The sequence below is a fragment of the Larkinella punicea genome (assembly GCF_003334855.1).
GTDB lineage: Bacteria > Bacteroidota > Bacteroidia > Cytophagales > Spirosomataceae > Larkinella > Larkinella punicea.
The window spans coordinates 1-23,294 of record NZ_QOWE01000001.1; the positions used below are offsets into that span (position 1 = coordinate 1).

Here is a 23,294-nt window from a genome sequence, read left to right on the forward strand (position 1 = left end):
TTTTTCAAAGAACTACAAGCCAACGTCATTCTGGAAGTCCTCGACTTACCCAACGGCGTTGAGCTACTCAGAAAATACTTAGCACACCAAGCCCGAAGGAGTTAAACCAATCCTTCGTACAGTACTGATTTTACATCAGTAGTGTACAAAGGATGCATTTTTTTCCACCCTCTTTGGCTGTTGGCGTAGAACGATCTTTAGAATGGTTTTTTCTGATACTGTAACGCGAATGAGGGGTGGTTGGCCGCGTAGCGGACGGATGTTTATAATGAAAAGACTACCCGGTTCCTCCCCCGTGCCTTTGGGTACGCAACAGGCAGGTGCAGGTGATTGCGTACCCAAAGGCACGCGGGCTTTCTTGATGGCACACTGTTGCTACAAACATCCGTCCGCTACGCGGCCAACCACCCCCTCATTTGCGTTAGCATCGACAAGAGTCTGCAAAAAAAATCGTGACCAAAAAAGGGAAGGAAAAACGGTTTACCAATCATCTTAAATCCTTCGTACAGTACTGATTTTACATTTGAAATTACCTTGTGCCTTTACCGCGTAAACATTCCTACCCGGCGGGAATCCAGTTTCAGGAAAATAAACAGCAGAATCGAAAACGACCAGAGTGAAGACCCGCCGTAACTGAAAAACGGCAGCGGAATGCCAATGACCGGCATCAGGCCGATCGTCATCCCGATGTTGATCATCAGGTGAAAAAAGAGAATACCCGCCACCGAATACCCATACACCCGGGCGAAGCGCGTTCGTTGTTTTTCGGCCAGGATTACAATCCGGCACAATAGAAAAACAAACATAATTAACACAACTGCACTGCCAATAAAACCGTGTTCTTCGCCAATTGTGCAGAAAATAAAATCCGTACTTTGTGCGGGTACAAAGTCCAGTTTGGTTTGGGTCCCTTCCAGAAAACCTTTTCCCTGTAATCGCCCGGAACCAATGGCAATCTTGGCCTGCGTCACGTTCCAGCCCACGCCCAGCGGATCGGCCGCCGGGTTGACCAGTACTTTGATCCGGTTCTGCTGGTGCTTTTGCAATACACTGTTCACAAAGAAATCGACACCGGCCACAATCGCAATCATCGAAACCGCCGTGATGCCGATGACCATCACATTCTGCACCGAACGCTGGTAGCGGGGCGTCAGGAAGAAAACCAGCAGACCGAGGGCCAGAATAACCCCAAACAAAATGAGTTTCGGCACAATCAGCGTCAGAATAAACAGGGCGACGATCACAATAGCGATCAGCGGGTAAAATCCCGGCAGCCCTTCCCGGTACAGCATGATGATGAAGGAGGCAAACACCAGCATCGAGCCGGTTTCGTTCGACGCAATGATGAGCAAAGCCGGCAAGGCAATGATCCCCGCACACGAGAGCTGGTCTTTCAGTTTGGTCAGGTTAACGTTTGGATAGTCGATATACCGCGCCAGTGCCAAAGCCGTCCCCAATTTGGCAAACTCGGCGGGTTGAAGGGAAAATGCCCCCAGTTTAAACCACGACCGCGAACCGTTGACATTGGATCCCGCTACCAACACCAGTAACAACAACAGAATCGTAATGCCGTAGATGACAAAGGCAAATGTATCCCAAAATCGGTAGTTGATAACCAGAATGGCAATAATGAGCAATACCGTTGTACCAATCCACATCAATTGTTTTCCCGCTTCCGTGGACATATCGAAGAGGTTCGTCTGGGTTTCGGGGCTGTAAACGGCCGCGTACACGTTCAGCCAGCCCATCAACACGCAGGCCATGTACAGCATGAGCGTTACCCAATCGATGTTTTGCGTAATTTGTGGTTCTCTCGAAACCAAAGGAATGATGACCGGGTCGCCGGTCTGCTTATAGACGATGAATACTTAATTTCCGTTGGTAGTCACCGGCCGGGAAGCCAGCGAGTGGGTTTCCGGTTGGGCAGGTGCCACCGGTCGGGCCGGAACCGTTTTTACGATCATCGGTTTGGCCGTACTATCCTTCGGCGGCTCTACAAACCTTTTGGGTGCCGGCTTCTTGGGTGGTGAAATCGCGGGAAGGTAGTTGGCTTCCTTCACTTTCTTGTCCAGCGCGTGGTTATCAACCCGTCGTTTGATGTATTTTTCAATCACCAGCGATGCCACCGATGCTGCGGCAATGCCGCCCCAACCCGCATTTTCGACAAAAACCGCAATGGCAATTTTCGGATTTTCGCGGGGTGCAAAAGCAACAAAGATGGAATGGTCTTTCCCTTTTTTGTTTTGGGAAGTACCGGTTTTTCCACACATCGTAATGCCCGGAATCACGGCGGCCAGGGTAGTAGTGCCGTGTTCAACCGCGCCCTGCATCCCTTCCGCGACAATTTCAAAATGGCGCGGATCAATACCGACATCGTGTTTTTCGAGGTATTTCGGGTCAATCCCTTTCCCCGGTTCCCCAATGCCACTCACGATGTGGGGGGTGTAGAACCAGCCCCGGTTAGCAATAATTGCAGCAACATTGGCCATTTTCAACGGACTGATCAACAACTCGCCTTCACCAATGCTGAGGGAATACACCGTCGAAAATTTCCAGTGTTTTTCACCGTAGAGTTTGTCATACAAGTCGGCATCCGGCAAACTTCCTCTCAGTTCACTCGGCAAATCGATGCCGAGCCGACTCCCGATCCCAAACTTCGAGACCATATCGTGCCAATGGTGCAAGCCCATCGCCGACGCCTTGAAGGTGTTGCGCTCGGCGTTGTTGTAGAGCAGCCGCCGGAAAACGTGGTAAAAGTAGGGATTGCAGGAATACTGAACCGCCCCGGAAAGATTCAACCGACCGGACCGGTTGCAGTGGCACTTCATCGGCGAACCCGCATGGCTGAAAATCGAACCGGGCGACACCGCGCCGTCCTGCAAAGCCACCAGGGCCTGGATCAGTTTAAACGTCGATCCGGGCCGGTAACTTGCCATCACCGGGCGGTTGATCAGCGGTTTATAGGGATTTTTGGCCAGTTTGGAATAGCTTTTGGAAAAAAACCGGCTCGACAAGGCATTGGGGTCGTAGGTTGGGGCCGAAACCATGCACAAAACCTGACCGGTCGAGGGTTCGATGGCGACAACACTGCCCACTTTGTTCTGCATCAGCGTATCGGCATACTGCTGAATTTCGACGTCGATCCCGGTGTGCAGGTTTTTGCCCGCAATGGCCAGTGAATCGAACGCACCGTCTTTCCAGGAGCCTTTCACCACACCGTGGACGTTCTGCATCACGAATTTGATACCTCGTTGCCCCCGCAAAACAGATTCGTATTGTTCTTCCAGGCCGCTTCGTCCAATATAATCCCCCTGACGGTAATAGGGCGTTTCCTGTTCTTCAAGCTGCTTGCGGCTGACCTCACTGACGTAGCCCAGCGCATTCGCCATGGTGTGGGCCGGATACGTCCGCATCGAACTCGTGACGTGCTCGAAACCCCGGTAATCCACCAGCGCATCCTGAATCCGGGCGAAATCTTCTTTCGACAATTGCCGCAAAAACAACGACGGTTTTCGGTAGGAATGCGCCTTGGCTGCCGCCATGATGCTGTCAAATTCCGTGCGCTCCAGGCTCAGTAACTGACAGAAGGCTGCGGTATCCGGAATTTGTACTTTTTGGGGGGTGACGTACAGATCGTATACCGGCGTATTGTAGACCATAAATTTCCCGTTCCGGTCATAAATCTGACCGCGATACGGGATCTCGATGACCCGTTTTATGGAGTTACTCGACGATTCCAGTGAATAACTGTCATCCAGGATTTGCAGATAAAACAAACGCGACAGATAGACCAGCCCAACCAGACAGAAAACGCCGATGACAATGTATTTTCTGTTCTCAATCATAACCTTATAACCCAGAAATCCTCACTACACATTTCATACCAGCTTCAGTACAAATATAGCGAGATTAAGAACAGCGTGAAGAATTATGAGTGAAGAGTTAAGAATAAAGTGATTGGCTCCCCGGAACCCCGGCTTTGACCCGGGGTTCCGGGGAGCCAATCGATGGCAGGTTTTAGAGGCCTCTGGTCAGGGTTTTGATCCGGATGAGGTACATATCGGCGGTAATGTAGAGCGTCGAGCCGTCGTTGCCGAAGGCGCAGTTGGCCGTGGCGACGCCGGTCCGAATCCGGCCCAGCAGCTTACCGGGACCGTCGGCCCGGTCGGGCGCAACGACGAGTATGCCACCCGGCCCGCTCGACCACACATTACCGGCTTTGTCGACTTTAAGACCATCGGGCAAACCCGGCAGTTTTTGTTTTATTCCATCACTGGCATCGTAAAAAATCCGCCCTTTGCCCACGGTTCCGTCGGCCTGAACGGGATAGGCCATGATGTACGGTTTTTCCGGATCCGACTGGGCAATGTACATCGTTTTTTCGTCGGGCGAAAAGGCAATTCCGTTCGGGCGGGTGAGGTCACTGATGAGCAAGGTCACTTTGCCGTCGGGTTCCACCCGGTAGACGCCGAAAACATCCAGTTCCCGCGCTTTGGTATCTTTTTCCCGGTTCGGCAAACCGTAGGGCGGGTCGGTAAAATAAACACTGCCGTTCGAATGCGGAGCCACATCGTTAGGGCTGTTGAAGCGTTTGCCCTTGTAATGGTCCGCCAGCGTTTTTTTACCGCCCGATGCGCCACCGAGTACGAGCACCGAGACGCGCCGGTCGCCGTGTTCCGCCGAAATCAGCCTTCCTTTGCCGTCCAGAGCCAGACCGTTGCTGCCGGGTTCGTCGCTGTAGTGACCAACCCCGGTGTAGCCCGACGGTTTGATAAACGGCAGACAACCGTCTTTCTCCGTCCATTTGTAAACCGTATTTTGCGGAACATCCGAGAACAGCAGATAACCGCCCTCCTCCCTGACCCAGACCGGCCCTTCGGACCAGACGAAACCGGAAGCCAGCACTTCCATTTGGGCGTCTTTTGCAATCAGCGCATCCAGTTTGGGGTCGAGTCGCTCGATGGAACCGATGGTGGGATAAGGCGTTTGGGCCAAAGCGGCACCGGCAAGTCCGGTCAGCAGGGCCGACAACATACTTCGTTTCATGATTTTCGGTAAGGCGTTAGGATTCAGGGGCAAATTACAAAAATATCCGGTTTCGGCCAGCCGACGTCTGTGGGCCATCCGAAACCGGAATAAACTCGGTAGACCGTATTTTAACGGGCCGACGTGAACCGGAAACTGTCCTTAAATTTTTTCCAGCAAGTTCAGAAACTCCTGTTTTTTGTTCCGCGACACCGGGATGTTCTTGTTGTTTTCCATGATCACCTCGCCCCCATCGCCCCGAATGTAACGCTGAACGTAACGCAGGTTGATCAGGTAACCGTGGTGAACGCGGCAGAACCCCTTGGTTTCCAGCACATCTTCCACTTCTTTCAATGTCTTGGAAATCAGAACGACCTTGCCGTTGGTCAGGAAAAACCGGGTGTAGCCGCCGTCCGATTCGCAGTAGTAAATTTCTTCACTGTTGATGATTTGCAACCCTTCGAGCGTGGGCAACGCGATGCGGTCACCGGTTTTCTGGCGGTGCAGGTAGTCGACAAAGCTCTCGACTTTGGCCGGGGTCCGGGTCAGGCGCTCCTGTTCGGCTTTCTGAACGGCCTTCACCAGTTCATCTTTGTCGATGGGCTTCAGGATGTAATCCAGGGCGTTGTGCCGAATGGCCTTGATGGCGTATTCGTTGTAGGCCGTTGTAAAAATAACGTCGAATGTATTGAAACGGCAGGCTTCGAGCATATCGAATCCGCTCATGCCGGGCATTTCGATGTCCAGAAAAACCAGATCCGGGTGGTGCATTTCAACGGCCTGGTAGCCTTCGGTTCCATCCACGCAGGACGCCAGCAGTTGTACTTGCGGGCAAAACCGCTGGAGCAACAGGGCAAGTACGTCCCGGCAATGTTTTTCGTCATCGACAATAATGGCTGTCATGGTTATTTGAGTTTCATGGTAAACGTTACGCAGGTTCCGGCCGACGCCCCCGCCGAATCGACCAGATCGGCCACATCGATTCGGGCATCGACGCCGTAAATTTCATTGACAATCTGCAAGCGTTCTTCCGCAATCCGGCTGCCGTGGGCTTTGTGGGCCATCAGTCCGTTGCCCTGCGACTGTTTCGACGCTTCGCGGCCAATGCCGTTGTCGGCAATGCAGATCACCAGAAAACCGGCCACCTGCTGACAATCGATCTGCAACAACGGTTTTTCGGTTTTCTGCTGCAACAAGCCGTGCCGGATCGCATTTTCGACGTACGGCTGCAACAGCAAAGGCGGTACATGAACGGTGTCCTGGCTGATGGTGGGATTGATCACCAGTGAAAAGTCAAAGGTATTATCACTCCGCAATTGTTCCAGTTCGATATACGTCTGCAAGGCCTTTAGTTCACTGCGCAACGACACCCACTCGGTTTGGGTGTTGTCGATCATCTGCCGCATCAGCCGCGAAAACTTGGTGAGATACAGCGAAGCTTCATCCACCTCGTTTTGCAGAATAAATTTATTGATGGCATTCAGGCTGTTGAACACAAAGTGCGGATTCATCTGCATCCGCAGGGCCAGCAGCTTGGTTTCCGCAATCCGTTTGTTATTTTCCAGCAATTGCCGCTCGGTTTGCTGATACGCCTGTTCGATCTGAACACGCCGGATTTTCTGGGCACACAGACGGGCAATGCTCGTCAGTATGTGCAGATGCCGGGGCTGAAAAAAGTCCTTGTCGGGGTGTTCAGCGTCGATGATTCCGATCACTTTTCCTTCCAGCAGAATCGGTACGGTAATTTCGGAATACCGCATTTCGTCATCCCGGAGATAGCGGGGGTCCTGCGAGGTATCGCCGATGATCTCGGCTTTTCCCGTCAGCAACACCGAGCCCACGATTCCCTGCCCGATGGGGATTTCAATGGGCTGGAGAATTTCGTACGACCGGGGATTTTTGGGTCCGTGGGCGGCTTTCTGCACCAGCACGTTCCGTTTCTCATCCAGCAGATAAACCACGCAGTCGAGGAAGTTAAGCCGGGCGATGCAGTTCTTGGCAACGTCCCACAGCACCTCTTCGACGGTCGTTTGATCAATGAGTGAAATCGCAAAAAAATTGATGGCCCGTTCGGTTTCGAGCTCTTCTTCTAACGTCTTTCTTTCGTGATCTGCCGTTTTGTGTTTCTCATGTTTTGACACATTTAGTCTGGTTGATGTCCTTAAAGCTATAGTGAATTCTTTAATCGAAAGTAGAGCTAATTGCGCTCTTTTGAAAGAACGGATAAATAACTGGTCGTTTCCGGCCCACAACTTGTCGAAATACGCCGGTAAGTCGCTTCCGGTTCTTATCCAGCGGCACAAAAAAACGCCCGGCCAGGGCCGGGCGCTTTAAACACTACAAAATACACACTACTTACTATCAACTACATAGGTCATCTTATCAGATTTCGACCAGCTATAGAGGTTTTGATTGAATGGCTTACTCAAAAGTAGCGGAGCTTCCCACGACCTCCCAACCGGAATCAACAACGGGGGTCTTCGGGTTGATAGTTGCCGGGTCTGAATCGGTAAGTAGCCTGCCAGCCGGTTTTCACGCACGATCGGGGAGCGTTATCTGAGACAAAACCGGACTCCCCTCCCCCCTTTACAGCACAATCCGGGGAAACGTAACCGTGTACTCGAAAGGTGTGGAAAGGATCAATTGAGCGTTCATAAGGTTATATGTATCCTGTTTTGTAACGTACCCATCGCCATTGATCGCGTACTGGTAATACGTATTGCTTAGCAAACTATACGGCGCAAAGGCTTCCCGCTTTTTGCCCCGCGCCAGGTGTTTGCTGTACTTGCCAAAAACCGTCACATACGGATCCACCTGCATCTCCTCCGGGTTTAGCGCATTCCGGTCGTTCTGAATCGGATCGCCAAAGGCCGTGTATTCAAACGTTGATTCACGGATTTTCACATTCTGGGCGTTATACTCCGTTGCCTTTGTTAAATCACCGGCAGCATTGTAGGCAAAGTCGATGCGTTTAAAAGGATAATACGTTCCCTGAAAGTTACTCAAATCCATCTTTGCCAGTTGTCCTTTGTCATTGTAGGTGTAGAGGTGTTCCGTTTTGATAATTTCATCCCCCTGCTTGTAGTGCATATACCTCTCGGTGCTAACCAGATAACACTGATCCGGATAATTTTTATAGTAGGCTCCGGCGGGCGGACTTGATTCGTACGGATAACCTCCGGCAACCTGTGCCCGGTGGATATAATAGGTCGTTGCCACATCCAGCTTGTTGTCATTGTACTCTTTGGTAAACACCCGCCGAAACTCCCCATCCTGGTAGGTATAGTCGATGTAATGGCCGGGGCTGAAGGTGACTTTCTTTAACTTCCCATCCGCAGCGTAGGCCAGCGTTTTCGTGCCGTGTTTTACCAAGGTGTATTTTTTGGACGCCACCACCAGAATTTCATCGTCAAGGCCAACGGTTTGGGGTTGTTCGGTCGCGGATTGACGTGGAAAAACCGGCGTTTCCCGCTCGCAGGATACCAACCCGGTCAACGCTGAAAAACAAAGAAAAAAGGTAAGTAGTCTGATCGATTGGTTCATTCTGATTGGTTGTGTTGGTTGGTGTGTGACTGATTGAACACAACAAAGGTAGAACCGCCCGATTCAGGCTTTCAACGGTAACTCACAGCGGGTAGTGAACGAGCCATACCGGGTCCCGCAATCCGGATAACGGGCTTGGAAGCAACCGGTTTAAACGCAAAAAAACGGCCTCTCGGCCGTTTCTGGGGCAATTTTCCAAAGATTTGTCACGCTTTCACCGGAACGCGGGGTTGATAAACTGGTTTTCGCTTCACTTCCTGACTGGCCGGCACCGGAACCCGCCGGGGCCGGGCTGCTGTTTTTTTGTATTTTTTCTGGTACCAGATCAGGAAACCGGTCCAGGGCAATGTAGCGGCAAAAAGGCTGGCCAGAAACATCAAAATCTTGCCAAATAAGCCAAAAGCCTGCCCGGTGTGCAGATCCCGGTTGGCGTGCTTGACGTTGTCGGCGGCCGAATAGTCGTTGAACAGCTCCGATTTCAGCAGCTTCCCGGAATATTGATCAAATTCGAACACGTTCTGTTTTTTAACGATCTCGTACGGATACCGCAGATTGACCTTGACCGCATCTTTTGAATGTTTGGCAAAATTGATGTGTGCTTCGTTCCAGCCGGGATGATGGGGCGCGACGGTTTCGAAAGCCTGCACCGGACTGAACGCCCGCCCCGGCTGAACGACGGAAACCGGCTTTTTTACCTCTTTTCTGGCATCGCCCAAAACCGCATACACCAGTTTCTGCGACGGTTTTATGGCCCACCAGATCCCCGTGAGGGTAATCAGCAGGAGCGGAAAGACGAAGTAAAAACCGAGAACGTTGTGGAAATCGTAATTGATCCGTTGCCATTTGGCATCAAATTTCAGCGTAAAAGCGGTTTTAACCTGATTTTTCTTCCGCGGAAACCACAGCACCAGCCCCGAAATCAGCATGACCAGGAAGATCACGATGTTTACCTTGATAATCCATTTGCCAACTTCTCCGAGCAACAGGGTCTTGTGCATTTTTTCAACCGCGTGCAGAAAATCCTGATCCATATTCCACGGCCCCAGCACGGCACCGGTATACGGATTCAGCGAAACGACTGTTCTCTTTCCTTCATACTCTTCCTCATCTTCTTTGCCCGGTTTCTTCTTGCTCACGGCATTTTTGTCGACCAGTTTGGCAATGATGGTTCGGTCGGCAGCCGAAAACAGCCGGATCTGCTCGATTTTCTGGTCGGGAAACCGCTGCGTCACCATCGACGTTGCCTGCGCCAGCGAGAGTTTAGGGCGGTTTTGCGGTTCGACAAAGCGAAATTCCTTCTGGGTAATGTTCCGGATTTCTTCTTCAAAAACGAAGAGGCAACCGGTAATGCTCACCACAAAAACTACGATCCCCGACGCCAGCCCAAGCCACAGGTGGAGCTGACCGCTTAGCCGTTTGAACGAACCTGTTGTTTTCATATCAGAAGCTGTACGAAAGATTGAGAAAAACCTGACGGCCCGGAATATCCTGGATTTTCTCGCTGGTCTGGGCGGTCGTATACTCGATGGTCTGCTTGTTGTTCGTGTTGAATACGTCCATCACGCGGACGCTCAACACCACTTTTTTCTGAACAAAATACCGGGATAAACTGGCATCCCAATACGCCAGTGTCTTTTCTTCTTTCTGGCTGGAAACCTTGGGGCCAATGCCGTTCCAGGCCACCTGAAAAAAGGTATTGCGTCCGATCGTCACGTCCGAAATCAGCTTGGCGCACCAGTCAAACTGGTCTTTGATGGCGTCTCCCCCACCCTGGTTTTCGTCTTTTAACTGGGAGTCGAACCGGGAATAACTTCCGTTGATACTCCAGAACGACAGCGGTTTAACGGCTGCAATCAACTCGACGCCCTGAATGTACGCGGCATTGAAATTGTCCGGTTTTTCGAGCACCACGCCCGGCGACACATCATACAACACTTTCTGGATCAGGCCGTCGATCTGGCGTCGGAAAAGGTTCATGCCCACATTCCATTTTGCCGCGGTTTTCATGTAGCCGAGTTCAAAACCCCAGGCTTTTTCCGGCCGCAACAACGGGTTGCCAGTTTTGATTTTAGCCACATCCGAGCTATCGACAAACGGACTCAGGTCCTTAAAACTGGCCCGCCGGATTTTCCGATCCACCGAAAATTTGATGAATTGTGTCGTATCCAGATTGAAGATAAACGACGCACTGGGCAGCGGAATAAAATAATTGCCGTGGGTGGAATAACTCTGTTCGAGCGTCTGGTTGTGAAAATCGGTATACTCCGCCCGAACGCCGATCACGCTCCGCAACCGGCCTTTGGTAATGGCCGACTGCACATAACCGGCCATGATTTTTTCGGAACTCGTAAAGTTATTGGCCGGGCTCTGGGTCCGAAGAAACTGGTTTTTAGCGTAGTCGAACTTGTCGACCAGTTGAATGTTTTCGCGGACGCGGCTGCTGTATTTTAAACCGGCGTTCCAGCTTACAATGTGATTGGTATGCAGTGAATAATCGGCCTGAACGAAGTCATTCCGGTCGTAATTATTCTCATACGTATTGGTTTTTGCCGGTTTGGCATCGGACGGCAATCCCTCGCCGTTTAATTTCTGATCGGTCTGGTATTTGGGTTTGGGATAATCGCCATCGACGTGGTTATAAGAAACCGTCAACCGGCTTTTGGGCGATAGTTTCTGCGAAAAATTGAGGATGTATTCGTTGAAACGCCAGTCTTCCGTCTGATCTTCCGTCCGCAGGGTGCGGCTCGAAAAGGAGCGGTCGGCTTTCAATACTTTGGTATCCTGGGTTTTGATTTTAAGCTCCCGCTGCCATCCTCTCACGTATTCGGCTTTCAGATCGGCGCCTTTCCACAAATCCCAGCGCGTTCCCAGCTTGATGTTATCACTCGTTATTTTCCGGCTTTCTTTGGAAAAAATGTCCTGATAACCCGTCACCTCCCCATTTTTCAACACCGTCACCCGGTTGGTTTCCGTCATGGAATTATCCCCGGTGAGCAGCACTTCGTTGCGATCATACGCCCCGTAAAACTCACCTTTGCCAAATTTGTGAGAAGCCTGCAACGAAGCATTGTAACCGCCCAGGCTGTTGATGCCGACCATCGCCTGCCCGTGGGTCCCATACCGCGAATTTTTCTTGAGAATGATGTTGACGACCCCGTTCATGCCGTCGCCATCGTATTGAGCGCCCGGACTGGCAATAATCTCGATGCGTTCAATGGCCGAAACCGGAATCTGGTTCAGCACGACTTCCCGGTTATTCCCCGTAATCCCCGCATTTTTTCCGTCGATCAACACCAACGTATACGATTTTTCCAGGCCCCGGTAGCGAATGTCGCGCGGCACACCCGGAGGGCCTCCCATCGCAACCGACGGCATCAGCCGCAACATATCGCCCACCGAAGATCCTTTGGCAATCGGCAAATCCGCTGCCTGATAAACAATCTTGCCCGGTTCGATTCTGGTCACACCAATCTCACCTTTGACCACAACTTCCGAAAGTTGTGATACGGCGGGCAGCAGATCCATGTTCAGACTGATCACCTGATTATCGCGTTCGATAACGATAGGTCCCTGTTCCCGGCTTTCGTAGCCGATGCCGCTCACTTTCAAGGTATAAGACCCTTTGCTCAGTTTATCAAAAAGATAATCTCCGTTCTCACCGGCAACCACCCCTTTTATGAAAACGCCCTTTTCGAAAAGTTGTAGTGAGCCATAACTCACCGATACGGTATTGTCTTTTTCCCCGATTTTGCCGCGAATCTGGGCCTTCTGCGCCCAGGCGAGTGAGCAGGTTAAACTGAAGAGTGCGAAGAATAGATATTTTGTCATTAAGTTACAGGATAGGCTTCCAGGCTATTATTAACTAGACTTGTTATTAATAGTGGCAAAGAAAAGCCCTGATCGCGTACCTGACAACTTAATTTAGATTTATTTTAAATAAACAACAGAAAAGCGTATCCCGTATACTGGAAGTACAATTTTTCAGGAGAGCAACACAAAATGCGGTTCCAGATGCTTCAGCATTCCACTGGCAAATTCGGCTGGTGTGCCGGTTTTCAGGATGTTAATCAGGTCCTGGTGCGTGACGGAACCGACGGCGTGAAACTGGTGGCTGGTTTCGTATTCAACTACGTATTCGAAAACCGGCATCAGCATCGTCTGAAACCGTTTGATGGTTTCATTCCCGGCCATTTCATACAAGGTGGAGTGAAATGCGATTTCGCATTCGACCTTTTCCGGTATGGAACTCACCTGACTTTCCCGCTTCACCACCTCCTGAAGTTTCTGAATGCCTTCCTCGGTTTTGCGGGCAAACAGCAAAGCCGCCTGCCCTACTTCCAGCACCAGCCGGAACTCAAAAATCTGCTTGCGGGTGTCGGCTCCCAGCATGTGCGGCTGCATCATGCGCTCCAGTCCGCTCAGGATGTCGGGCTGCGCCAGAATCATCCCCCTCCGTTTTTTGGTTTCAATGATGCCCAGCATCCGAAACCGGCTCAGGGCCTCACGCACCACATTCCGGCTGACACCCAGCGCTTCGGCCAGTTCAATTTCCTTCGGAATCGCGTCACCCGGTTTGAAGGCTTTGTTGGCTATGTATTCACGAAGCCGTAACTCAACCTGATCCGCCATGGAGGTTGAAATAATGGGCAACATCCCCAGCGAAGATTCTACTTTTTCCATTTTTTATGCACGTGTTGGTGTGCCTTTTGAAAAACTAAGGTATTATAAAAAAAGATATGTAGTACATTCCAACAAGCTCGGGTGATCAGAAACTTTTTAGGCCATCCTATAAAGCTGCAACCAGCGGGTAAATCCTTTTGGTTTGTAACTAAAACAGCTAAAGACTAAACTTCTGGTCGTTTGATTTGTCCAAACCCGAAATACGGATTTATGAAGGAGCGAGTCAACAAGCAACATCTCTTCTGGCGGGCGGGTTTTGGTGCCACCCCAGCCCAACTGCGGGAGGCTGATCGCCAGCCGCTGCGAAAAGTAGTGAGCCAGTTGTTCACCGACAGCCAGGCGTTTACACCCCTGTCGGTAGTCGCTGATGACCAACCCGACAAAAAAGAGCTAAAAAACCGGTTTAAAGAAGGCCAGCTAACCCGCGATATGCTGAAAGACCGCATCCGCGAAAACCGGGAATCCATCCGCGATCTGAATGTGCGCTGGGTGGAACAAATGACCTCGGGCCGGGCGGCCTTGCGGGAAAAAATGGCACTGTTCTGGCACGGCCATTTTGCCTGTCGCAATCAGAACAACGTCCGGATGGTGCAGCAGTATACGAACCTTATTCGTGAAAAGGCGCTGGGCAACTTCGGCGATTTGCTGATGGCGGTTTCGAAATCCCCGGCCATGCTGCAATTCCTGAACAACCAGCAAAACCGCAAGAACGCACCCAACGAAAATTTTGCCCGCGAGGTGATGGAATTGTTTACGCTCGGTCGCGCCAACTATACCGAACACGACATCAAAGAAGCGGCCCGGGCTTTCACTGGCTGGGGGTTCAATCCACAGGGCGAGTTTGTTTTTCGTCGGAATGTACACGACGAGGGCGAAAAAACCGTGTTCGGAAAAACCGGAAATTTCCAGGGCGACGACATCATCAAACTCCTGCTGGAACGGAAAGAAACCGCCACTTTCGTGACCACCAAACTCTACCGGTTTCTGGTTACCGATGAAATCGCCACGGATTCGGCAGATCAGCAACGGATCAGTCAACTGGCCGACCAGTTTTACCGGAGCGGCTACGACACAGCCGGTTTGCTGGAGACGATTTTCACGAGCGACTGGTTTTATGATCCGAAACACATCGGGGCGCACATCAAATCGCCGGTAGAACTACTGGCTGGCATGCAACACAGTCTCGGGATTCATTTTGAACAAAAACAGCCGATTTTATACGTTCAGCGCACATTGGGACAGGTTTTGCTCTATCCGCCGAACGTGGCTGGCTGGCCGGGCGGACGCAACTGGATCGACAGTTCGAGCCTGCTGTTCCGGATGAAACTCCCCGATCTGGTACTGAAAGCCGGTGAAGTGACGATCAAACCCAAAGACGATGGTGACGTGAATACGGCCCTGCTCGCCCGAAAAGTAAACCGCCTGTTTGCCTCCACCATCGACTGGTCGACCTTCGAAAAAGCCTTCCAGAAAGGCAGCGAGGAACACTTGTTAGACGAACTGGCTTTGTATTTTTTGCCGCAACCCCTGAGTCCTTCGCAACGGAATTTACTCTTGACAAAAGTAAAAAAAGAAGCCCCCCGCAGTGAACAAATCCGAACCCTAACAGCCCTGCTGCTCTCCTTACCTGAATATCAATTGTGTTAAAACCATTCAACCCATGCACCGTCGGAAATTTTTCAAACAGTCGGCCTTTGCCACAGTAGGAACCATGCTGATTCCCAGCTTCCTGAAGGCATATGAAAGCAAGCATCTGGGATTGAACCAGCCTGTGGGCAAAACGCTGGTGATCGTTCAGTTGTCGGGCGGCAACGATGGGTTGAATACCGTCGTACCTTTCCGCAATGACATTTATTACCGCGAACGGCCAACAATTGCCATTGCTCCGGAAAAAGTGTTGAAACTCAACGACGAAATTGGTTTTAATCCGGCCCTCGAAGCATTGAAAGGTCTCTACGATGACGGTTTGGTAACGGTGGTCAACAACGTCGGCTATCCGAACCCCGACCGTTCCCACTTTCGCTCGATGGACATCTGGCAAACCGCCAGCGATTCGGATAAATACCTGACAACGGGCTGGTTAGGACGCTATCTGGATGCCAACTGCCAGGGGAACGATTGCATCGCGCACCGGGCGATCGAGGTGGATGATACGCTGAGTCTGGCTCTGAAAGGCCAGGATCTGAACGGTTTGGCATTGCTCGACCCGAAGAAACTATACAACCAGACCCGCAGCGGTTTGGTAGCCGAGCTTTCCAACATAAAGCCCGCTGCGGAGGTAGTAGCCTCGCACCCGAACGTTTCGTATTTGTATAAAACCCTGGCCGAGACCGCTTCGTCGGCGGAAATTATTTACGACAAGTCGAAAGTCACGCACACGAAAACCGTCTATCCGGCCAGTGAACTCGGCAACCGACTCAAAACCGTCTCGGAACTGATTACGTCGGGCGTCAACACGAACGTCTATTACATTTCCATTTCGGGATTTGATACGCACATCAATCAGCCGGGGCAGCAGGAACGGCTGTTGCGTCAGTATGCCGAAGCCGTAGCGGCTTTTACCAAAGACTTGAAAACCAACGGAAAGCTAAACGACGTGCTGTTGATGACCTTCTCGGAATTTGGTCGCCGGGTGAAGCAGAACGCCAGCAACGGCACCGACCACGGCACGGCCAACAACCTGTTTCTGATTGGCGGAGGACTCACCCCGGGCCGGGTTTTCAACGAAGCACCGAACCTGACGAACCTGGATGAAGGGGATTTGAAATATACCGTCGATTTCCGGAGCATTTATGCGACCTTGCTCCGCGACTGGCTGAAAGTCGATGATCAGGCGGTTTTAGGGCGGCAGTTTGAAACTCTAAAAGTTGTTTCGCGGAGTTAAGCGGAGAAAAAGGGGAGTTACGCAGAGTTTTTTCTCTGATAAACTCTTTTTAACTCCGCTTAACTCTGCGAAACAATTTTAATTCTTATTTCTGCCACGACCCATCCACCAATCGAAAGATCGCCAGCGGGTTATCGGCTTTCAGTGCATCAGGCAATAACGCATCCGGGAAGTTCTGGTAACAAACCGGACGTGCAAACCGCCGGATCGCGTTCGTACCCACCGAGGTCGAGCGAACGTCGGTGGTGGCGGGATACGGCCCACCGTGGTTCATGGCGTGGCTCACTTCCACCCCGGTCGGAAAACCGTTGATCAGTACCCGGCCGACTTTCTGCTCCAGAATTTCCAGTAAATCAGCGTATTCCAGCAATTCTTCGGGTGTTCCGTACACCGTCGCGGTCAGGTGGCCTTCCAACCCCTGCGCCACCGCCAGCATTTCTTCTTTCGTATCGGCCGTCACCAACAAGCTGCTGGGTCCGAATACTTCTTCCGTTAATTCCGGATTTTCCAGTAATACATCGGCCGTTGTCGATAAAAGCGTCGGCTGGGCAGCCGCGAAACCATCGACGACGGTTTCGGATTTACTGGCGATGAGAACCCGCGAAAAGGAGTTCAGCTTTTCAATCCCGGCCGTATACGCCTGATAAATTCCTTTCGTCAGCATTGGCGTCGGCTGCGTCTGCGACATCGCCAGACGAGCCTGACTCACAAAAGCATCTCCTCCATCCGATTGTTTGACAATGGCCAAACCGGGATTGGTACAAAACTGCCCAACACCCAGCGTAACCGAATCGACGTAGGCTTTGGCCAAGTCCAAACCCTTCTGTTTCAGAATGGCGGGCAGGAAAAATACCGGATTCGTACTGCCCATTTCGGAATAAACCGGAATGGGTTCCGGACGGCGGACAGCGGCATCATAAATCGCCTTTCCACCCCGAAACGACCCCGTAAACCCGATGGCTTTGATCTGCGGGTGCAACACAATGGCCATTCCCACGTCAATACCCGTACCTTGAACCATTTGAAAAACGCCTTCCGGCAATCCGCTGGCTTCAACAGCTTTCCGAATAGCCTGACCCACCAGTTCCGAGGTGCCGGGGTGCGCCGGATGCGCCTTCACAACCACCGGACAACCGGACGCCAGGGCCGAAGTAGTGTCACCACCCGCCACCGAAAACGCCAGCGGGAAGTTACTCGCGCCAAAAATACCGACCGGTCCGAGCGCAATCAGCATCTGCCGCAAGTCGGGCCGGGGCAGCGGTTGACGGTCGGGCAGGGCGGTATCGATGCGGGCATCCACCCATGAGCCTTCGCGGAGGTATTGCGCAAACAACCGCAACTGGCCAGTGGTCCGACCGCGTTCTCCCGTCAGGCGGGGCAACGGCAGGGCGGTTTCGAGGTTGGCGCGTTCGAGCAGTTCCGGCCCCAGGGCCATAATTTCATCGGCAATCCGTTCCAGAAACTGCGCTTTGGCTTCGCCCGAAAGTTTGCGATAAATCGGAAAAGCTGCGGCTGCTAATTGGCAGGCCTGGTCAACTTCCTGACTCGTGGATTCACTGAAGGCCCCGTCTAATGCTTCGCCGGTGGCCGGATTAATGGCTTGAAAAGTCATGCTGCTAATTTTGTACCGTATTTACTAACGTACCGATTCCTTCAATCGTAATGTGTACTTCGTCACCCACCGCCAGCGTAAAATCATCGCCGGGAACAATGCCGGTGCCGGTCATTAAATAACACCCTTGGGGGAAAGTAGTTTCACGAAACAGGAACGAAACCAGTTCTGTGTGCTGGCGTTTCATGCGGTTGATGGCAATGCTTTCGTCAAAAACCGCCTTTCCGTTGCGCCGGATTTCAATTTTAATCATGGTTTCGGGCGAAATCGGAGCTTCCGGAACGTACAAACAGGGGCCAATCGCAGCCGCGCCATCGTAGGTTTTGGCCTGGGGCAGATACAGCGGATTTTCGCCCTCAATGCTCCGGGAACTCATGTCGTTACCAACGGTATAGCCCACGATTTTTCCGTTCGAGGTAATGAAAAGCGTCAGTTCCGGCTCGGGAACGTTCCAGACCGAATCTTTCCGGATGCGAACCGCATCGCCCGACCCAACGGCCCGCGCGGCTGTGGATTTGAAGAATAATTCGGGCCGTTCGGCGTCGTAAACGCGTTCGTAAAAATCACCGCCCCCGGCATCTTTCGACTCTTCCATGCGGGCGTTGCGGCTTTTGAGGTAGGTTACGCCCGACGCCCAGATTTCCTGCTGGCTGATCGGCGGTAACAATTGGGTTTCGGTCCAGACCCGGTATTCGTCGGAAGCGGCCGTTGAAGGGATTTCCTGTTGAAGAAATTGGAACAGATCATCCTGGTTAACGAGGTAATCCCAGTCGTCGCTCGGCGCGCGGTGAAAGCGGGATGGTCCGTCGGTGCGGTTATCTTCAACTACGATGCCCTGGCGGGTGCGGTACAGTTTCATGAAGGATCAAGGAATTGAGTGTTGACTTAAAGACCGCAAAAATGGACATTTTTACGGAGGATTTTAAGAAATTTCGAATGGAAAATCGCGCAAAAGGCATTAATTTAGGATGGAATTAGCAGCGCTCAACCGGCCATTCCCTCCTTCCACACCCATTGCCGGCTGAGATTTTTTTACTGAAAAAATGCTCCACAAAACCCGAGGCATCGTTCTGAGTTATTTTCGCTACCGCGAAACGTCGATTATTGTCCGCATTTACACGGAGGAATTTGGGTTACACAGCTACCTCGTCAACGGAGTACGGTCGGCCAAAAGCAAAACCAACCGAATCGCCTTTTTCCAGCCTTTGACCTTGCTGGACATGGTGGTTTATTACAAACCCGGCAAAGATTTGCACCGGCTTTCGGAGGTGAAGGTCAATTTTCCGTTTCAGCACATTCCGTTCGACATTGCCAAATCCAGCATGGCGTTGTTTGTTAGCGAAATGTTGACCAAAACCCTGAAAGAAGAAGCCAGCAACCAGGCGTTGTATTATTTTTTAGTTGACAGTATTCTGTACCTGGAAGAAGCGGAAGCCGACTACGAGAACTTTCACCTTTCTTTTTTGTTAAAACTGGCCTCCTTTCTGGGGTTTGGCCCGGCGAGTGCCCGTGAGTTTGAAGGGCAATTGCAGGAACAGAAATACCCATTTTTGCCCGACGATGCGGCCGAAAAAGCCCTGAATCACTTCCTGCGCCAGCCACTGGCCACGCCCATCAAAATCTCCCGGTCAACCCGCGCTGAATTGCTGGACGCACTCGTGGCGTTTTACCAGATTCACATCGACGGTTTGGGAGAAATCAAGTCGCTGTCGGTGCTGCGGGAGGTGCTGAGTTAAAAAAAGAGCTGTTTCGCGGAGTTAAGCGGAGAAACAGGGAGTTTAACGGAGTTATTATTTTTCTCTGCTTAACTCCTTTTTCTCTGCTCAACTCCGCGAAATAACCTCTTCAAATCTTCCGTTTTAACTCAAAATTCTGCCCCAGATACACGCGCCGAACCTGCTCGTCATTCGCCAGGTCCTCAGCAGTACCCTGCTTCAGAATTTTTCCTTCAAACAGCAGATAGGCCCGGTCAGTGATCGAGAGCGTCTCGTTGACATTGTGGTCGGTGATCAGAATGCCGATGTTCCGGTGTTTGAGCTGGGCGACAATGCTTTGAATATCCTCGACAGCGATGGGGTCAACCCCGGCGAAGGGTTCGTCCAGCAGAATAAATTTGGGGTCAACCGCCAGACTCCGGGCAATTTCGGTGCGTCGGCGTTCACCGCCCGACAACACTTTCCCCTTGTTTTTGCGAACGTGCGTCAGACTGAATTCTTCCAGCAACTGCTCCACCTTGTCTTTTTGCGCCTGCCGCGGCAGGTCGGTCATTTCCAGCACGGCCAGCACGTTTTCTTCCACCGTCAAATCCCGAAAAATCGACGCTTCCTGCGCCAGATAGCCGATTCCCAGCCGGGCACGCTTGTACATCGGGAGGCTCGTAATATCCTGATCGTCCAGATACACTTTGCCGCTATTCGGCTTGATCAAGCCCACCGCCATGTAAAAGGAGGTGGTTTTGCCCGCACCGTTGGGGCCGAGCAACCCGACGATTTCGCCCTGTTCGACCTGGTAGGTAACGCGGTCGTTGACCAGCCGGGAGCCGTATTTTTTAACTAAATTTTCGGTTCGAAGAATCATGGTTTTCGTGCTCCGTTTGTCGCCGGTTTTCCCAGCGACTGACGTTGTCTATTGCTCAACGCCCACGGTCGCCTTAATATCTTTCAAATATAACTGCAACGATTTGTTCCCGTTATAATTATTCTCTTCAATCTGGTAACAAATGGAAAAGGGCTGGTCGCGCCGGAGAAACAGGGCGTGGTGGGCCATGTTAAAGCCGATGGCCGTAAACCGCTGGTACGAACCGGCTTGCTGTACGGTCATTTTCAGGTGTTTTTCCTTCATGATATACGGTTCTCCCACCAGAAACACCTCGCTGGTTGAAAAAACCGGGGCCATATTTTGCGGCCCAAAAGGCGACATTTGTTTCAGAACGTTGTAGAACTTCTGGTCGATGGCGTCAAAATCAAGCGGCAAATCGATTTCAATCATCGGAACCAGTTGCTCCGCCTGAATGCGCCGGGTCACCACTTCCTCAAACTTTTGCTGAAACGCTTTGATGTTTTCCAGCTTAAGCGTCAAACCGGCCGCAAAGGTGTGACCGCCAAATTGTTCGAGCAGGTCGGAACATTCTTCAATGGCTTCGTAGACATCGAATCCCGGCACCGACCGCGCCGAGCCAGCCGCCCGGTTGTGCGATTCCGTCAAAATAATGGTGGGCCGGTGGTATTTTTCAATGCAGCGCGATGCCACGATGCCGATTACGCCCTTGTGCCAGGTATTGTTAAAAAGCACCGTACTTTTCGCGTTCAGCAGCCATTCATCGCCCTGAATCATAGCCAGCGCCTGTTCGGTAATGCTGGAGTCGTATTGCCGGCGGCTGTTGTTGTGTTCATTAATGGCAAACGCGAAGTCGGTGGCTTCTTCCTCGGTTTCGGCCAGCAACAACTGGACGGCGGCTTTGGCGTGCTTGATCCGACCGGCGGCATTGATCCGGGGCCCCAGTCCGAACACCACATTGGTAATGTCCAGTTCGGAGCTAAATCCGGCCACTTTGATGAGCGCCTGGAGTCCAAAACCGGGAGAAGCATTTAGCTTTTTGAGTCCGTAATACGCCAGAACCCGGTTTTCGCCCACAATCGGCACAATGTCCGACGCGATGCTGATTGCCAGCAAGTCCAGATAGTCAAACAAACGATCCAGCGGAATTCCCTTGAACACACACAAGGCCTGCAGCAATTTAAAGCCAACGCCACAACCGGTCAGTTCTTTGTAGGGATACTCGCAATCGGAACGCTTGGGGTCGAGCACAGCCGCTGCCCGGGGTAATTCGGCGCCGGGGCGGTGGTGATCGCAGATGATAAATTCAATGTCTTTTTCCAGGGCTTCGTCCACCCGATCGACGGATTTGATGCCGCAATCGAGGCTGACAATCAGCGAAAAACCGTTTTCGGCCGCCCACGCGATGCCCTGAGACGAAATACCGTAGCCTTCTTTATACCGATCGGGAATGTAATAATCCAGATGAGGATAAAGGGTTTTCATGAAGCCGTAGAACAACGCCACCGAGGTCGTTCCGTCTACGTCATAATCACCATAGACCAGAATCTTTTCCTCCCTGACCATCGCCATTTGCAACCGCTGAACCGCCTTGTCCATGTCCTTCATCAGAAAAGGGTCGTGGAGGTGTAGGAGTTCGGGGCGGAAATAGGTGCGGGCCTGGTCAAAAGTATGCACCCCCCGTTGGACCAGCAACATGGCCATAAACGGATTTACTTTCAGCTCGCGAGTCAAATTTTCAACCGCCAGTAACTCTTCCGGTGACTCCGGAACCGGTCGGTATAGCCAGCGTTTCTCACTCATTCTGCAAAGTAAAAAGAAAAGGGAGTACGGAAAACAAAAATCAGCAAGGTCACCCAGACGGTGCCTGTTTTGCTACCGGTTTTCCCAACGACGGTTTTATCGGACCAGAACCCGAACGGTCCGTTGCTGGTTCTGTTGTCCGGCACGAAGCAGATACAAACCCGGTTTTAACCGAACAGCCGGACGAACCCGCCAATCGGTTGCGGACAACTGAATCAACTGAAACGTAAGGAACTGGCCGGTGGTGGTTAGGAACTGCAAACTGGCCGGATCGACGTTGGCAACGTTTAGCCGGATTTCGTCTCCGGACGTTGGATTATCGCAAACCACGAACAACGCTTCGGAACGACTGACAAAAACCATTTTGGAAACCTGTGATGCCCCATCGTGATCGACCTGCCGAAGCCGGTAGTAGCTCGTTCCGGCGAGGGGTTCGCCATCGGTAAACGTATACAACCGCTTGCTGGCGGCATTACCAACGGCTGTCACCTGCCCGATCGCACCAAACTCTTTGGCATCAGTACTGCGTTCGATCACAAAATGACTGGTTCCCCGCTCCCAGACGGTTTCCCACGAAAGCTGATTGCCGTTGCGTTCTGCTGTTCCTCTAAAATAGGCTAATTCGACCGGAAGCGTACCATTCGAGCTTACCGTAAAATCATCGATTCGGAAGGCAGTCGCACAGGATGCCCCAGCCGGGGGCGTATACCGGAGACGAAAAGTCAGATTAGCCTGGTTTTCAGCGGCAGTAGGCAACGTAAAAACCGATAATCCCCAGGTGGTCGTTGCCACGCTCGAAACGTCGGAGGAGATGCTGGTCCAGTTTGTTCCCCCATCGGTGCTGAATTCAAAAATGACCACCTGTGGGCCAAACGCGTTCGTTTTTCGACGGCCGAAACCGACCATGATGTTGGTCTGCCCCACGGTGCTGATGGTTGGCGATGTGGCACTGTGCTCGGTATTGCCTCCGCATTCGCCAAAAGACAAATTATTGCCGCCCGAAGCGGTAAATGGCGTGGTGTAAGTATCGCTTGAGGAAGTGGAATTCACAACGATAGCCGTTGCGCTGCTTGGCGCCCACCCGCCCAGCCCAGACGTAAAATCCTGGGAATAAATAGTTTGTGCCAATACCGGTTTCGGCGCGAGGAAAATAAAAATTGCCAGACTGATCAATCGTAAAAAATGTCGCAT

Annotated in this window: 17 protein-coding genes; 3 read left to right on the forward strand and 14 right to left on the reverse strand. The window is 51.8% G+C overall.

Features of this window, described 5'->3' with window-relative positions:
• Positions 1 to 542: 542 nt before the first annotated feature.
• From rodA to DUE52_RS00045, 9 genes are all read right to left on the reverse strand, one after another.
• Positions 543 to 1,772 carry a rod shape-determining protein RodA gene (gene rodA / locus DUE52_RS00005; protein ID WP_114403890.1) on the reverse strand — a complete coding sequence of 410 codons (1,230 nt, stop codon included), beginning with the start codon at positions 1,770 to 1,772 and terminating at the stop codon, positions 543 to 545.
• Between the two features lie 96 nt (positions 1,773 to 1,868).
• Complete coding sequence (gene mrdA, locus DUE52_RS00010) at positions 1,869 to 3,845, reverse strand: penicillin-binding protein 2 (RefSeq protein ID WP_114403891.1); 1,977 nt, start codon at positions 3,843 to 3,845, stop codon at positions 1,869 to 1,871.
• A gap of 172 nt (positions 3,846 to 4,017) precedes the next feature.
• A complete protein-coding gene (locus DUE52_RS00015; protein ID WP_114404228.1) occupies positions 4,018 to 5,046 on the reverse strand; it encodes an SMP-30/gluconolactonase/LRE family protein in 1,029 nt (342 codons plus the stop codon).
• Between the two features lie 141 nt (positions 5,047 to 5,187).
• Positions 5,188 to 5,928 carry a LytR/AlgR family response regulator transcription factor gene (locus DUE52_RS00020; RefSeq protein WP_114403892.1) on the reverse strand — a complete coding sequence of 247 codons (741 nt, stop codon included), beginning with the start codon at positions 5,926 to 5,928 and terminating at the stop codon, positions 5,188 to 5,190.
• Between the two features lie 2 nt (positions 5,929 to 5,930).
• Positions 5,931 to 7,166, reverse strand: a complete 1,236-nt coding sequence (locus tag DUE52_RS00025; protein ID WP_229312012.1) for a histidine kinase — start codon at positions 7,164 to 7,166, stop codon at positions 5,931 to 5,933.
• 445 nt (positions 7,167 to 7,611) lie between these two features.
• Complete coding sequence (locus DUE52_RS00030) at positions 7,612 to 8,568, reverse strand: DUF4595 domain-containing protein (protein WP_114403894.1); 957 nt, start codon at positions 8,566 to 8,568, stop codon at positions 7,612 to 7,614.
• A 206-nt stretch (positions 8,569 to 8,774) separates the two neighbouring features.
• Positions 8,775 to 10,007, reverse strand: coding sequence for a PepSY-associated TM helix domain-containing protein (locus DUE52_RS00035; RefSeq protein WP_114403895.1), 1,233 nt, complete (start codon positions 10,005 to 10,007; stop codon positions 8,775 to 8,777).
• A gap of 1 nt (position 10,008) precedes the next feature.
• Positions 10,009 to 12,396: a TonB-dependent receptor gene (locus tag DUE52_RS00040; RefSeq protein ID WP_114403896.1), complete on the reverse strand. Its 2,388-nt coding sequence runs from the start codon at positions 12,394 to 12,396 to the stop codon at positions 10,009 to 10,011.
• Positions 12,397 to 12,549: 153 nt separating this feature from the next.
• The gene (locus tag DUE52_RS00045) at positions 12,550 to 13,248 is read right to left on the reverse strand and encodes a FadR/GntR family transcriptional regulator (protein ID WP_114403897.1); all 699 of its coding nucleotides are present in this window, start codon (positions 13,246 to 13,248) and stop codon (positions 12,550 to 12,552) included.
• A 210-nt stretch (positions 13,249 to 13,458) separates the two neighbouring features.
• On the opposite strand from DUE52_RS00045, the gene DUE52_RS00050 reads away from it, so the two are divergent.
• Positions 13,459 to 14,895, forward strand: coding sequence for a DUF1800 domain-containing protein (locus DUE52_RS00050; RefSeq protein ID WP_114403898.1), 1,437 nt, complete (start codon positions 13,459 to 13,461; stop codon positions 14,893 to 14,895).
• Between the two features lie 13 nt (positions 14,896 to 14,908).
• On the forward strand, positions 14,909 to 16,132 hold the full coding sequence (locus tag DUE52_RS00055) for a DUF1501 domain-containing protein (protein WP_114403899.1): 1,224 nt from the start codon (positions 14,909 to 14,911) through the stop codon (positions 16,130 to 16,132).
• Between the two features lie 85 nt (positions 16,133 to 16,217).
• On the opposite strand, the gene DUE52_RS00060 is transcribed toward DUE52_RS00055, so the two are convergent.
• Together DUE52_RS00060 and DUE52_RS00065 are read right to left on the reverse strand one after the other, a co-directional pair.
• Positions 16,218 to 17,744 carry an aldehyde dehydrogenase (NADP(+)) gene (locus tag DUE52_RS00060; protein ID WP_114403900.1) on the reverse strand — a complete coding sequence of 509 codons (1,527 nt, stop codon included), beginning with the start codon at positions 17,742 to 17,744 and terminating at the stop codon, positions 16,218 to 16,220.
• Between the two features lie 4 nt (positions 17,745 to 17,748).
• Entirely contained in the window at positions 17,749 to 18,603 is an 855-nt protein-coding gene (locus tag DUE52_RS00065) for a fumarylacetoacetate hydrolase family protein (RefSeq protein WP_114403901.1), read from the reverse strand.
• 184 nt (positions 18,604 to 18,787) lie between these two features.
• On the opposite strand from DUE52_RS00065, the gene recO reads away from it, so the two are divergent.
• Entirely contained in the window at positions 18,788 to 19,480 is a 693-nt protein-coding gene (gene recO, locus DUE52_RS00070) for a DNA repair protein RecO (protein WP_114403902.1), read from the forward strand.
• A 109-nt stretch (positions 19,481 to 19,589) separates the two neighbouring features.
• On the opposite strand, the gene lptB is transcribed toward recO, so the two are convergent.
• The 3 genes from lptB to DUE52_RS00085 form a co-directional block, all read right to left on the reverse strand.
• Positions 19,590 to 20,321: an LPS export ABC transporter ATP-binding protein gene (lptB, locus tag DUE52_RS00075; RefSeq protein WP_114403903.1), complete on the reverse strand. Its 732-nt coding sequence runs from the start codon at positions 20,319 to 20,321 to the stop codon at positions 19,590 to 19,592.
• 48 nt (positions 20,322 to 20,369) lie between these two features.
• Complete coding sequence (gene recJ, locus DUE52_RS00080; protein WP_114403904.1) at positions 20,370 to 22,103, reverse strand: single-stranded-DNA-specific exonuclease RecJ; 1,734 nt, start codon at positions 22,101 to 22,103, stop codon at positions 20,370 to 20,372.
• Between the two features lie 96 nt (positions 22,104 to 22,199).
• On the reverse strand, positions 22,200 to 23,294 hold the full coding sequence (locus DUE52_RS00085) for a T9SS type A sorting domain-containing protein (RefSeq protein ID WP_133299731.1): 1,095 nt from the start codon (positions 23,292 to 23,294) through the stop codon (positions 22,200 to 22,202).